A 13451-nucleotide genomic window follows, 5' to 3' on the forward strand; every position below is an offset into this window, starting at 1 on the left:
GGCCCGAAAGTTCGTGTAGAGTTTCATGTCGTTGCGGAGATCAACCGGGAAAGAAAAAGCCGGAAGATCATCACATAAGAGATGCACCTCTAGCTCAATTGGCAGAGCAATTGACTCTTAATCAATGGGTTCCGGGTTCAAGTCCCGGGGGGTGCACCAAGGAAAAAACAGCTCCTGGCACGCGGAAACGCGGCCAGGAGCTGTTTTTGTTTGTGGCGGAAGATCAGCTTGTGCTGACAGGACTACATCGGCAAAAACCGGCACCACCACTGCAAAACTTCGAGGCGGCGATACCGGCGGGGTCCTTTTCCGAACTCCGGGGATTGCTAGCCGAGCGGGGAACCGTCAATCAGGGCGCGCGTTGACGGCGAGGCGAACTGGCTGGCCAATTCCCGGACCACGGCCTGGAGCTCCTGCCGCAGGGCGTCGGGATCAATCGTTGCGGCGGCGAGTACGGAGCGTTCCATCTCAACTGCTGCGGCTGCGGCTTCCCGTCCGCTGTCGGTGAGGGACACCACCTGGCTGCGGCGGTCCGAGGTGCTGCGGACGCGGGCAATGTGGCCGTGAGACTCCAACCGACTCAACGTCTTACCCATGGTCTGGGCCTGAACGCGCACATATTGGGCGAGTTGGGCCTGTGTCATCGGCCCTTGTGCTGAGAGGACTTCGATAGCGATCACGCCGGCGTGCGTCAGTCCGATGGCGCTTAGCTTTTCGTTCCAGGAATGTTCAACGAGGCGTGCCGCAGTGGACAATAGGCGCCCAGTGGGCCAGCGATCCATGTCAGGCATACGAGCAAGTATAGCTAAGGCTGGTTAGTACCGGCCCTGGATGCTTACTAAAATGGTGTGTTCCGCCTGCAACGAGGAGATTAATAGTGGCTGACAGACTCTTGACCGGTGATTTAGCGCCCGGCTTCACCCTGAAGGACTCGTCCGGCAAGGACGTCAGTCTTGCTTCGCGTCACGGCGGCAGCACCATCGTCTATTTCTACCCCGCCGCCGCGACACCAGGCTGCACCAAGGAGGCCTGCGATTTCCGCGACAGCCTCGCGACCTTCACATCGTCCGGCTATCGGATCCTGGGCGTCTCCCCCGATTCTGTGAATAAGCTTGCTGCCTTTGCCGCCAAAGAGGACCTGAGCTTTCCGTTGCTTTCGGATGAGGACCACGCCGTCGCCGAGGCCTATGGCGCATGGGGCGAGAAGAAGAACTACGGACGGACCTATGAGGGACTGATCCGCAGCACCGTGGTGATCGACCCCGACGGCAAGGTGGCATTGGCCCAGTACAACGTCCGGGCCACCGGACACGTGGCGAAACTGCGCCGCGACCTCAAACTGGACTCCTAACGCATTGCGCCTGACGGGGCGCCGGTTCCGGCGTAAAGGATCCGGCTGACCGGACCCGCGCTTGCCCACGGCTACAATGGAAACTGGCATCCGCCGTCGTACGTTTTATCCGTTGGCCAGATGGCCAAGGTCAAGACACATGGCGGCAACTGCCAAGCGCGAGTGGTGAAATTGGCAGACACGCAGGATTTAGGTTCCTGTGCCTTCGGGCGTGGGGGTTCAAGTCCCCCCTTGCGCACACATACACAGAGATCCCAGGCCCGCAGGCCTGGGATCTCTGTCGTTTAACTGCCCAGCCACCGTGTTCTCCTGGGCTTTTTCTCCGGGCTGGCCACGAATCTAAAAAACTCTTGGCAATCCACCCATCCGCTTCCGCGCTTCGGCCGAATACCCATTGAGACACCAGCCAAAGGCAGGTGCCAACAGTCGGAAAAGGTCACGCAGCAGGCACAACGTCTGCGGCAGGCAAGAAATCGGCAGAAACCAAAAAACAAGGAGAATCGAAATGCAGTCATTCAAGCGCACATCCTTCACCGTCGCAGGCGTTGCAGCTGCAGCCCTGATGAGCCTCACCGCCTGCGGTGGAGCCGCAACAACAACCCCGAGCTCCTCCGCTCCGGCCGCTGCACCGTCCGCATCCAGCAATGCTTCATCACCGTCCGCCAGCGCTGCTGCCATGGATCCGGCTGCAAACCTCGTTGGCGCAGGCTGCGCCGGCTACGCGGAGAAGGTCCCCACCGGTGCGGGCTCGGTTGCCGGGATGGCCCTTGACCCGGTAGCGGTCGCGGCATCCAACAACCCCATCCTGACCACCCTGACAGCTGCTGTTTCCGGCAAGCTGAACCCCAAGGTTGACCTGGTTGACACCCTTAACGGCGGCGAGTTCACGGTCTTCGCTCCGGTAGATGACGCCTTCGCCAAGATCGATGCCGCCACCATCGAAACGCTCAAGACCGACGACGCCCTGCTGAGCAAGATCCTGACCTACCACGTGGTCCCCGGCCAGATCACCCCGGACAAGATCGCCGGCACACACGCCACGGTCCAGGGCGGATCAGTCACCGTGACCGGCAGCAAGGATGCCCTCATGGTTGACGGCGCCAGCGTAATCTGCGGCGGAGTCCAGACCAAGAACGCCACCGTTTACCTGATCGACTCGGTGCTGATGCCCAAGTAGTCCGCTTTCAAACCCAGAGGCCTGTTCCCGCCGGAACAGGCCTCTGGCGTGTGCCCAGGGAGCACGGAGGTCTGTCAACTAGACTGTGTCCTTGGCCCGCAGTCGGCGGCGCCCGCCAGAAGCAGCCAGAGGTGATAGACGAGTGCCCAGCAGTACTTCGCGGCGAACGGTCATCAAGACCGGGGCCGTTTTTATGGCGTTAAGCCTGACATCCTGTACCGGCATCCCGTCGCCGTCAGCAACACCCACATCACCTTCAACGGCTCCCGCCGGCGTTGAGCCCACCGAAACCTTCACATTCGGCACGGCGTCCCAGCCGCTTGGCCTCGACCCTGCGCTCTCAAGCGACGTGGAAAGCTACCGGATCACGCGGCAGATCCTCGAAGGCCTGGTGGGCGTGGACCAGACCACCGGGAAACCCACGCCGCTGCTGGCGACGGAATGGTCCGAAGAAGACGAAGGCCGCTCTTACACGTTCAAACTCCGCAGCGGCGTCTCGTTCCAGGACGGCACGCCCTTCAATGCCGACGCCGTGTGCGCCAACTTCAACCGCTGGTTCGCCTTCTCCCCGGATTTGCGGCGGCAGGCGCCGGGAAGCTCGTTCAAGAGCGTGTTCAAGGCACATTCCGACGATGCTGCGCTGTCCATTTTCAAGAGCTGCACGGCCCTGTCCGCTGACACTGTCCGGATCGACCTGACCCAGCGCTTCACCGCGTTCCTCCAGGCGCTCACCCTGCCGGCGTTCGCTATCGCGTCCCCGACCGCCCTGGCCGCGGGCACAGCGGATGTCCTGGACCAGACCCGTGGCGGAAACCCGGTCTCCAGGTTCGCCACCAACCCTGTGGGAACCGGGCCATTCAGCCTGGCCGCCTGGGAAGAGGCGAGTGTCCGGCTCGTCAGCCATAAAGGCTACTGGGGTGACCGCGGGCAGATCTCCACCATCAATTTCGTCACGTACGACCACCCCCAGACGAGGCTTCAGGCCCTCCTGGACGGCAAGATCGACGGCTACGACGCCGTCACGGTGGGCAATTTCGATCAGCTGGTCAAGCGGGGCATGCAGATTGTCCAGCGGGATCCGTTCTCGGTGATGTACCTGGGCATCAACCAGGAAATTCCGGTGCTGCAGAACGAAAAGGTCCGGCAGGCCATTGAGCTGGCCATCGACAAGGAAACCCTGATCCGCAAGTTCTTCATCGACAACACGGCCAAAGCATCACAGTTCGTTCCACCCAAGATCAGCGGTTTCAATAACGATGCTCCCGCGCTGGGCCACGATCCGGTCAAAGCCAAGGCCTACCTGGCCGAAGCCGGCTACATCGGGGAAGAGATCAGGTTCTACTACCCGCTCAATGCCACCCGCCCCTATCTGCCGACGCCGGAGAAAATCTACGCCGAAATCAGCCGGCAACTGACCGCCGTCGGGCTCAACATCAAACCTGTTCCGGTGGACTGGTCCGAGGGCTATCTCCAGAAAGTGCAGTCACCCGGGGACCACGGGCTCCACCTGCTGGGCTGGAACGGCGCGTATGCGGACGCCGATAACTTTGTGGGCCCGCTGTTCGGCGAAAAGAACGGCGAATTCGGCTACCAGGACCCGCAGGTCTTTTCCAAGATCAACCGCGCCCGCGGCCTCCCTGCGGGCAAGGAACGCGACGAGCAATACCACACCATCAACGCCCAGATCGCGGCCACGGTGCCGGCCGTTCCCATCGCCTTCCCCATCTCGGCTCTGGCACTCTCGGACCGCGTCAGCATCTACCCGGCGTCCCCGGTCCTGAACGAAGTTTTCACAAAGGTAGAGCTAAAGTCTTGACGGTCCGGCCCAATTTCAGTATGCGGGCCGCCCGGGGATATTCTTTGACAGCCAGAGCCGCTGCTATCGGAGACTGATTGTGACCTTCATATCCAAGACCCAACATGCCGACGTCGTACTGATTGGCGGCGGCATCATGAGCGCCACGCTCGGGGCGTTCATCAAGCAGCTTGAACCGAACTGGACCATCTCCCTGTTCGAACGCCTGGATCAGCCCGGGCTGGAAAGCTCCGACCCCTGGAACAACGCCGGAACCGGCCATGCCGCCCTGTGCGAACTCAACTACTCCCCCGCAGCCAAAGACGGCTCGGTGGACCCTGCCAAGGCACTGCTCATCAACGAACAGTTCCAGCTGTCCCGCCAGTTCTGGTCCCATTTTGTGGACGAATCCCTGATCGGTTCGCCCAAGGGCTTTATCAACACCGTCCCGCACATGAGCTTTGTGATCGGCGAGAACAACACCAAGTTCCTCAAGACCCGCTACGAGGCACTCAAGCCCCACACTCTGTTCCGCAGCATGGAGTACTCCGAGGACCACGCTCAGATCGCTAAATGGGCGCCGCTGATCGTCAAGGGCCGGGACCCTAAGCAGAACATCGCCGCCACGCGCGCAGCCGAGGGGACCGACGTCGACTTCGGGGCACTGACCCGCGAGCTCACCACCTACCTCGGGAACAACGGCGTCGAAATCAATTACGGCCATGACGTCAGTGGCATCTCCAAAGCGACCGACGGCGGCTGGGACCTTTCGATCAAGCACCCGGCTTCCGGGGAACACGGCAAGATCCACGCCAAGTTTGTGTTCGTGGGCGCAGGCGGCGGCGCACTGCACCTCCTCCAGGCCTCCGGCATCCCGGAGAGCAAGGGCTTCGGCGGTTTCCCCGTGTCCGGCCAGTTCTTCCGCTGCACCGACGAGAAACTCGCCGCCCAGCACAGCGCCAAAGTATATGGTCAGGCCTCGGTGGGGGCCCCGCCCATGTCAGTCCCGCACCTGGACACCCGCTACGTGGACGGGAAGCGTTCACTGCTGTTTGGCCCTTACGCCGGCTTCTCCACGAACTTCCTGAAAAACGGCTCGTACCTTGACCTGCCGCTGTCCATCCGGCCCGGCAACATCATCCCGATGCTTGCTGTGGCCAAGGACAACATGGACCTCACGGCCTACCTCATTAAAGAGGTGGCCAAGCGCCACGGCGACAAGGTCGAGGCCCTGCGCGAGTACTACCCCGAGGCCAAGGACGGCGACTGGGAGCTGATCACCGCAGGCCAGCGCGTACAGATCATCAAGAAGGACCCGAAGCGGGGCGGCGTGCTGCAGTTCGGTACCGAGGTCATCGCCGGCCGAGACGGCACCATCGGCGCGCTGCTGGGTGCGTCGCCAGGCGCCTCCACGGCCGTTCCCATCATGATTGAACTGCTGCAGAAATCCTTCCCCAAGAACTTCAAGGGCTGGCAGGGCAAGCTCAAGGACATGATGCCGGGCTACGGCGTGAAGCTGGATGAGAATCCGGATCTTGCCGCAGAGCTCGAGGCGGCAACGGCCAAGGCATTGCAGCTCGAGGGCGTTTCCGCCAACCACTGATGCAGGCTGTCCGGCGGGCGTGAAGACCTGGCTGGACGGTCTGGTCCTCAGGAGTCCGTCAACCCCACAGGAGAGACCCGCGATGTTCCGGCTGGCACAACTTTCATTGGCAAACCGGGCGCTGATCGCGCTGGTCACCGTCTTCGCGACGGTGTTCGGCGTGATCACCATGTCATCGCTGAAACAGGAACTCATCCCCTCCATTGAGTTCCCGCAGATAACCGTCCTCTCCGCAATGCCCGGCGCGTCACCCGAAGTGGTGGACAAGCAGGTCAGCGCACCGCTGGAAACCGCCTTGAACGGCGTCGAGGGCCTGGAGTCCACGTCCTCGACGTCGCGCAACGGCGTCTCGCAGATCTCAATGGTGTTCACCTACGGAACAAACCTCGACCGCGCCCGCAACCAGATTGACCGGGCCATCTCAAACGCCAAGCGTTCCCTGCCGGAGGAGGTGCAGCCACAGGCCATCGCCGGCAGCATCAGCGACTTCCCCATTGTGTTCCTGGCCGTGTCCTCGGACAAGCCGCTGAGCGAACTGAACGCTGACCTGGCGCGCCTGACCGTTCCCCGGCTCCAGAAGATCGACGGCGTCCGCGGAGCCGACGTGACCGGTGGCGCCACCCAGCACATCGAGATCCTTCCCCGGCCCGAGGCGCTGGCCGCCAAAGGCGCCACGATCGAGTCCATCCGGAACGCCCTCTCCAACAACGGCGCGCTGATCCCGGTCGGGACCATCCAGGAGCAGGGCAAAACGCTCTCCCTCCAGATCGGCAGCCCGGTGGATTCCCTGGACGCCATCACGGCGTTGCCCCTGGGCGGGGCCAAGGATGCCGCAACGATCGGCACGGTGGCCGACGTCAGCCTGCAGGACAACGAGCGGACCTCTATCACCCGGACCAACGGCCAGGAAACACTCGCGGTGTCTGTGACCAAGAAGCCCGAGGGAGACACGGTGGGAATCTCTCACGCCGTGAACGACTCGTTGGCGGCCCTCGAGGCCGAACTGGGGTCCAATGCAAAGTTCACTGCAGTGTTTGACCAGGCCCCGTTCATCGAGAAGTCCATCAAGGATCTCACCACCGAGGGCCTGCTTGGGCTGGGCTTCGCCGTCGCCGTCATCCTTCTCTTCCTGATGTCAGCCCGCTCCACCCTTGTTACCGCGGTGTCGATTCCGCTCTCGCTGCTGGTCACCTTCATTGGCCTCTCCGCGACCGGTTATTCGCTGAACATCCTGACCCTGGGCGCGCTCACTATTGCGATCGGCCGGGTGGTGGACGACTCGATTGTGGTGATCGAAAACATCAAACGCCACCTCAGCTACGGGGAGGAGAAAGTCACCGCGATCCTCACCGCCATCCGTGAGGTGGCCGGCGCCATCACCGCCTCCACTTTGACCACCGTGGCCGTCTTCCTGCCCATTGCATTTGTGGGTGAGCTCGCCGGCGAACTCTTCCGGCCATTCGCCCTGACCGTCACTATGGCGCTGCTGGCATCCCTGCTGGTATCACTGACGATCGTTCCGGTCCTGGCCTACTGGTTCCTCAAGAGCCCCGCCGGTTCCGCAACAGGTTCGCCTGCTGCCCGCGAAGCTGCTGCCCGTGCTGCCGACGCCGCCCGTGCCCACGCCCAGGAGGCGGAACAAAAGAGCCGGTTGCAGCGCGCGTACCTGCCCGTGCTCAGCAAGACCCAGAAGCATCCGGTGGTGACGCTGGTCGCCGCCGTCCTGGTCCTCGGCGCCACTGCTGCCATGACGCCGCTGCTTGCCACCAACCTCCTCGGCGATTCCGGCCAGAACAGCATGACGGTCCGGCAGGTGATGCCCGCTGGCACAAGCCTGGCCGACACCAGCGCAGCCGCGGTCAAGGTCGAGGACGTCCTTCGGGGCATCGAGAGTGTCAGGAATGTGCAGGTCACCTCAGGCAACGCACAGGCCGGTTTTGCCGCCCTGACGTCCTCCGGCTCCGCCAACTCCACGTTCACCGTGGTGACGGATGAGAAGGCGAACCAGGCAAGGCTGCAGGAAACCGTCCGGACTGAGGTAGGCAAGGTGGCAGGTTCCGGGAAGATCACGGTCGGCTCCCAGCAGGGTGGCTTCGGGACGTCCTCCACAGTGGACATCACCATCAAGGCTGCAACATCCGAGGATCTCCGCACAGCCAGCGAGGCCATGGTGGATGCAATGACCGGCGTGCCGGAAACCAGCGAGGTGTCAACCAACCTGGCGGCCAGCCAGCCGGTGGTCCAGGTCAAGGTTGACCGGGCCAAGACCGCGGCAGCCGGACTGAACGAAGAACAGGTAGCCGGCGTCCTGGCTGCCACCATCAGCCCAATCCCCGCCGGTACGGTCCGGATCGACACCAACGACTTTCCGGTGCAGATCGGCAAAGGCACCAGGTTCACCAGCATTGACGCCGTGCGCAACATCGCGCTCCCCGCCGCGGGCGCACCGGTGACCCTGGGCAGCATCGCATCCGTCGAACAGGTGGACGTGCCGGTCTCCATTACCGCCAGCAACGGCCAGCGGACCGCCAAAGTGTCAGTCACGCCGTCGGGCTCCAATCTTGGCGCAGTGAACGCGGAGGTGCAGAAGCGCCTCACGGACGTCAGCCTGCCCGCCGGCGTCACCGCCGAACTCGGCGGCGCCACCACCCAGCAGGCCGAGTCCTTCCAGCAGCTGGGCCTGGCGCTCCTGGCGGCGATCGCAATTGTCTACGTCATCATGGTGGCCACTTTCAAGTCGCTGATCCAGCCGCTGATCCTGCTGGTTTCCGTTCCCTTTGCCGCCACCGGAGCCGTCGCCCTGCTCCTGGCCACGGGCGTTCCGCTGGGCCTGCCGTCGCTGATCGGCATGCTGATGCTGGTGGGCATTGTGGTCACCAACGCCATTGTGCTCATCGACCTCATCAACCAGTACCGGCAGCCACGGGACGGCCGCGCCGGGATGAGCGTGGCGGACGCAATTACCCATGGCGCGAGGCAGCGCCTCCGCCCCATCCTGATGACCGCACTGGCCACCGTTTTCGCCCTGACACCCATGGCGCTTGGCCTGACCGGGGGCGGCGGCTTCATCTCCCAGCCGCTGGCCGTAGTTGTGATCGGCGGCCTGGTTTCTTCCACAGCACTGACCCTGGTGCTGGTTCCTGTACTGTACCGGCTGGTGGAGGGACGGCGGGAAACCAAAGCACTGCTCCGTGCCATGCAGGAGCGTCCGGCGTTTGCGGCAGCGGACGACGTCGATGCCGAGTTCCGGGACTGGACCACTGGTATGGTGCCCCGCGTCAGCGGCCGCCGAGCCGCTCCGGGCGACCCCCAGTAGAGCCTGGAATATTCTCGCCGCGGCGGCGTTATATTCGTCAATACATGCAAATGCATGAAAATCGAGTATAGTGGAAGCAAGCCCAGAGAAGTCCAGGAAACGGAAGGCACACCATGCAGATCGGCGTATTCAGCGTCAGTGACATCACCACTGACCCCACCACCGGCCGGACGCCCACGGAGAACGAACGCATCAAAGCGGCAGTGGCAATCGCCAAAAAAGTCGAGGAAATCGGCATGGATGTCTTCGCCCTCGGCGAGCACCACAACCGCCCGTTCTTCTCCTCCTCGCCCACCACCACCCTCGCGTACATCGCCGCGCAGACCGAGCGGATCACCCTCTCCACTGCCACGACGCTGATCACTACCAACGATCCGGTCAAAATCGCCGAAGACTTCGCCATGCTGCAGCACCTCGCGGACGGCCGCGTGGATCTGGTCCTTGGCCGCGGCAACACGGCGCCGGTGTACCCGTGGTTCGGCAAGAACATCCAGGACGGCGTGGAACTGGCCATTGAGAACTACAGCCTGCTGCGCCGGCTGTGGGACGAGGACACTGTGAACTGGTCCGGCAAGTTCCGCACGCCGCTGCAGAACTTCACATCCACCCCGCGCCCGCTCGACGGCGTGGCCCCCTTTGTGTGGCACGGCTCCATCCGCACACCGCAGATCGCCGAGGTGGCCGCCTACTACGGCGACGGGTTCTTCGCGAACAACATCTTCTGGCCCAAGGAGCACTACCAGCAGCTGATCAGCCTCTACCGTGAGCGCTACGAGCACTACGGCCACGGCAAGGCGGACCAGGCCATCGTGGGCCTCGGCGGCCAGTTCTTTATGCGGAAGAACTCCCAGGACGCCGTGAAGGAATTCCGGCCCTACTTCGATAACGCGCCCATTTACGGCCACGGCCCGTCGCTGGAGGACTTCACCTCCCAGACGCCGCTTACGGTCGGCAGCCCGCAGGAAGTCATCGAAAAGACCCTGACGTTCCGCGAGTACTTCGGCGACTACCAGCGCCAGCTGTTCCTGATCGACCACGCGGGCCTGCCCTTGAAGACGGTGCTGGAGCAGCTTGACCTGTTTGGCGAGGAAGTACTCCCGGTCCTCCGCAAGGAATACGCGGCCCTCAAGCCCGCGCACGTCCCGGACCCGCCTACGCACGCCGGCCGGGTGGCCTCGCTGATGGCTGCTCAGGCGTCTGACACCGCCCCTTCGGAGGCGTGATGGCTGCCGGCGGCAACGAATCACCCATCCGTTTGGCAGCGGAAACCTGGGAATCCCTGTTCCGGGCGCAGGTGGCCGTGATGCGCAGGCTGCAGGCCGGTCCCGCTTTCCGGAAAGTGGCACTGAACGAATACGACGTGCTGTTCACGCTGTCCAGGTGTCCGTCCGGCTGGCTCCGGCTCAATGAACTCAATGACCATGTCCTGCTGAGCCAGTCGAGCCTCAGCAGGCTGGTTGAGAGGCTGGAGAAGCGCGGGCTCGTGGCCCGGATGGCGGCCCCCGACGACGGCCGCGGCGTGCTGCTGAAGCTCACCGAGGAGGGAGCTGCCCTCCAGAAGGAGATCGGCCGGGAGCATGTGAGGGACATCTCCAGCCTGGTGGGGCCGGCCCTGACGGCAGCCGAGCAGCGGGAACTTCAGCGGCTGACTGAGAAACTCCGGCATTCCGTGGGAGCTCGGCCGGCAAAGTAGCCGCCCGGGAGCGGCCGGGAGGTGTCGATCCGAGCCGGGAAACTACCCCAGCATGACCAGCTTGGCCGGATCTTCGGTCGGCAACTGCCCGTTGATCACGGCGCTGACGCGCAGCTCGTTCAGCGTCAGGCGCCCGCCCACTGTGGACAGGAACGCGGTGTCGGACGAGTCGCGGCCGGCCGTGATCCGCAGCATCGACTCACGTGGGGCCAGCCCCGTGGGGTCGATGACGTGCCAGGCGCCGTTGACATGCGCCTCGGCTACCGCATGGAAATCCATGGGACTCAGCCCTGGCGCGTACACGGCGGCGAGCCGGGCCGGGATGTCCTTGGAGCGCAGCAGGGCAATGGCCAGGTGCGCGAAGTCCCTGCACACTCCCCTGCGGTGCAGCAAGGTTTCGACGGCGCCGTCAGTGCCCCTGGAGGAACCGCTGATGTACCGCAATTCCCCGAAGACCCAGCTGCGCACGGCCTGGAGCAGTTCAGCACCGTGCAGGCCGCCAAATTCGGCGTAGGCCGTGGGCAGCAGCCGGTCCGACTCCGCATAGCGGCTTGGCCGCACGTAGCGGATGAGCTCAGCCAGGGTGGCTTCTTCCGCGATGGCCTGCCCTGCAACCGTCGCCGAGTACTCAACGGTGACCTCGGTGGGTTCAACGAATTCCATATAGTGCAGGCGGCCGCCATGATTGTCCTCGAGTTCCTGGAGCGGAACCGACTGCCCGTCGGCTGTGACAGTCAGGGATTCATCAAACGAGGTATAGCCGGGATTCCTGGCCACAGCGATGGCCAGGGCTGCCTTCGTGTCGGCGATGGTCCTGAAAACCATACGCGCTGAAACGGTGCGTTCCATGTGTCTCCGGATGTGAGGTAGTGGCAGAACTTCCCGCCCGGCCCGGGGATGACGGCGCCGGGGGCGGGACTAGTTTTTGATCTCCAGAGACATTAGCATCCGCTGGACGTTCGCGAATTCCGAGCTTTCGTCCACGTACTTCTCGGCCTGGCCCAGGGTGTCGAACGCCTTGGCCGGGGCCACCTGCTCATCCGGGGCAAAGGCCTTCAGGACGCCTAGGTCGCCGAAGGAGTAGTCGCCCTTCCCGCCCGGGCCACGGACCAGGTTACGCAATTCGCAGGCTTGGCCGCCGGCCCCGCCCACAATGTTGGTGATGCCGTAGGAACCGAAGTAGCGGTAACCCTGGATGACGCGGAACACCACGTGTGGCACGATGAGCCCTTCCCCCGTCAAACCGGGAAGCTCTACCGGCACGCTGCTGATCACCACGTAGGGTTTCCGGGCAGCTTCGGGGCACTCAGACGACGACGGCGGCAGTCCTGTCCGCAGGGCAGCCACCACCGTGCCGTCCTGCTTCTTAACCTCGATCTTCAAGGCACCCGGCAGCGTACCGTCCCCGGGCGTGACGGACTGGGCGATCCATTCCTCCGGCAGGTCGAAGCTGACGGTCTTCGCCGGGTCAGTAAAGGTCTTCCAGGCAGCCGCCGTTGCGGCCGGGCCGGGTGAGGCGGACGTCGAGGCGCCATCTGTGGCAGAAGGATCCGACGACGGGGACCCCGCAGCGCCGGCGGTTGAGCTCGTGCCGGCGCCAGGGCTGGCCGACGTTTCCGGCTGTGCCGTCCACGCCGAATCGCTGCTGCCAGGCGAGCTGCACCCGACTGCCAGCGTCCCTGCCATCAGCAGCGCGGCCGTCCGCATTCCCCACGTTGCCGCCTTGTGTGTCATGCAGCCAGCCTAGCGGCGGACGGCGGCGGCCAAGAGCCGCAGCCTCGTGTCGCCGTCGGACATTCCCCGCGCGCAAGGGACTAGGCTGGTGCCTATGGCGGATGAGCAGTATGGCGCGGACCTTGAGAGCCTGGCGGACATCTCTGCCATCGACATTGCGGACTGGCGGCTGCGGACTTTTGCCCTGTACGACACGGTGCGGAAGGTTGCCGCCGAAGATCCGGCGGAGGCCCATTCCCTCTGGCGGCATGAACGCGACCGTATGTTCGCAACGCATCCGGCCTCAGCGCTCAGCGCGAACGATAAATCGCAGTTCTCCGGCCTGAAGACGGCTGACTACGATCCCATCTACCGCTTTTATGTTCCTCTGACCCTTGAGGGGGCCGGCCGGGACATGACCGTGGAAACCGCCACTGACGGTGTTGTCCGTTTTGTCCGGCTGGGCACGTTCGACCTTCCCGAACTGGGCCAGCTGGGTGTGTGGAAGCTGCACGGTTACGGCGGCGGAATTTTCGTGCCGTTCCGGGACGCCACGGCCGGCCAGCCCGGCGGAACGTACGGCGCCGGCCGGTACCTCCTGGACACCATCAAGGGCGCATTCCACGGGGTCCACGGTTCCGGGGCGGGCGCCGAGTTTGTCCTGGATTTCAACTTTGCCTACAACCCGTCCTGCGCCTACAACGAGGCCTGGGCCTGCCCGCTGCCCGGCCCGTCCAACCGCCTGGCCGTGGAGATCCCGGTGGGAGAGCTGTACTGAGCCGACCGACCCGGTGATGGAGCCT

General features: G+C 63.8%; 11 protein-coding genes and 2 tRNA genes. 10 read left to right on the forward strand and 3 right to left on the reverse strand.

Annotation, left to right across the window (positions count from 1 at the left end):
* Window positions 1–83 precede the first annotated feature (83 nt).
* Window positions 84–159, forward strand: a tRNA-Lys gene (locus FYJ92_RS11630).
* Window positions 160–326: 167 nt separating this feature from the next.
* Here the strand turns inward: FYJ92_RS11630 and FYJ92_RS11635 are convergent.
* The gene (locus tag FYJ92_RS11635; RefSeq protein ID WP_185263775.1) at window positions 327–782 is read right to left on the reverse strand and encodes a MarR family winged helix-turn-helix transcriptional regulator; all 456 of its coding nucleotides are present in this window, start codon (window positions 780–782) and stop codon (window positions 327–329) included.
* A gap of 95 nt (window positions 783–877) precedes the next feature.
* Here FYJ92_RS11635 and bcp point away from each other — a divergent pair, with 95 nt between their 5' ends.
* The 8 genes from bcp to FYJ92_RS11675 all read left to right on the forward strand — a co-directional run bounded on the left by bcp (window position 878) and on the right by FYJ92_RS11675 (window position 10935).
* Window positions 878–1351, forward strand: coding sequence for a thioredoxin-dependent thiol peroxidase (bcp, locus tag FYJ92_RS11640; protein ID WP_185260871.1), 474 nt, complete (start codon window positions 878–880; stop codon window positions 1349–1351).
* A gap of 156 nt (window positions 1352–1507) precedes the next feature.
* Window positions 1508–1589, forward strand: a tRNA-Leu gene (locus FYJ92_RS11645).
* Window positions 1590–1856: 267 nt separating this feature from the next.
* A complete protein-coding gene (locus FYJ92_RS11650) occupies window positions 1857–2528 on the forward strand; it encodes a fasciclin domain-containing protein (RefSeq protein ID WP_185260872.1) in 672 nt (223 codons plus the stop codon).
* A 193-nt stretch (window positions 2529–2721) separates the two neighbouring features.
* Window positions 2722–4344 (forward strand): ABC transporter substrate-binding protein, encoded by a 1623-nt coding sequence (locus FYJ92_RS11655; RefSeq protein WP_185263776.1) that lies wholly within the window; start codon window positions 2722–2724, stop codon window positions 4342–4344.
* Window positions 4345–4423: 79 nt separating this feature from the next.
* Complete coding sequence (locus FYJ92_RS11660) at window positions 4424–5926, forward strand: malate:quinone oxidoreductase (protein ID WP_185260873.1); 1503 nt, start codon at window positions 4424–4426, stop codon at window positions 5924–5926.
* 82 nt (window positions 5927–6008) lie between these two features.
* Window positions 6009–9242, forward strand: a complete 3234-nt coding sequence (locus FYJ92_RS11665; protein WP_185260874.1) for an efflux RND transporter permease subunit — start codon at window positions 6009–6011, stop codon at window positions 9240–9242.
* Between the two features lie 113 nt (window positions 9243–9355).
* Window positions 9356–10465: an LLM class flavin-dependent oxidoreductase gene (locus FYJ92_RS11670; protein WP_185260875.1), complete on the forward strand. Its 1110-nt coding sequence runs from the start codon at window positions 9356–9358 to the stop codon at window positions 10463–10465.
* Window positions 10465–10935: a MarR family winged helix-turn-helix transcriptional regulator gene (locus FYJ92_RS11675; protein ID WP_185260876.1), complete on the forward strand. Its 471-nt coding sequence runs from the start codon at window positions 10465–10467 to the stop codon at window positions 10933–10935. Before FYJ92_RS11670 ends, FYJ92_RS11675 begins: the two co-directional genes overlap by 1 nt.
* Window positions 10936–10977: 42 nt before the next feature.
* Here FYJ92_RS11675 and FYJ92_RS11680 read toward each other — a convergent pair whose 3' ends face one another.
* On the reverse strand, window positions 10978–11784 hold the full coding sequence (locus FYJ92_RS11680) for a transglutaminase family protein (RefSeq protein ID WP_185260877.1): 807 nt from the start codon (window positions 11782–11784) through the stop codon (window positions 10978–10980).
* A gap of 69 nt (window positions 11785–11853) precedes the next feature.
* The gene (locus tag FYJ92_RS11685; RefSeq protein WP_255482041.1) at window positions 11854–12669 is read right to left on the reverse strand and encodes a hypothetical protein; all 816 of its coding nucleotides are present in this window, start codon (window positions 12667–12669) and stop codon (window positions 11854–11856) included.
* Window positions 12670–12763: 94 nt separating this feature from the next.
* Between FYJ92_RS11685 and FYJ92_RS11690 the strand changes: the two genes are divergently transcribed.
* A complete protein-coding gene (locus FYJ92_RS11690) occupies window positions 12764–13426 on the forward strand; it encodes a DUF1684 domain-containing protein (protein ID WP_185260878.1) in 663 nt (220 codons plus the stop codon).
* Window positions 13427–13451: the final 25 nt, after the last annotated feature.

This window comes from Pseudarthrobacter sp. NBSH8, from assembly GCF_014217545.1.
GTDB lineage: Bacteria > Actinomycetota > Actinomycetes > Actinomycetales > Micrococcaceae > Arthrobacter.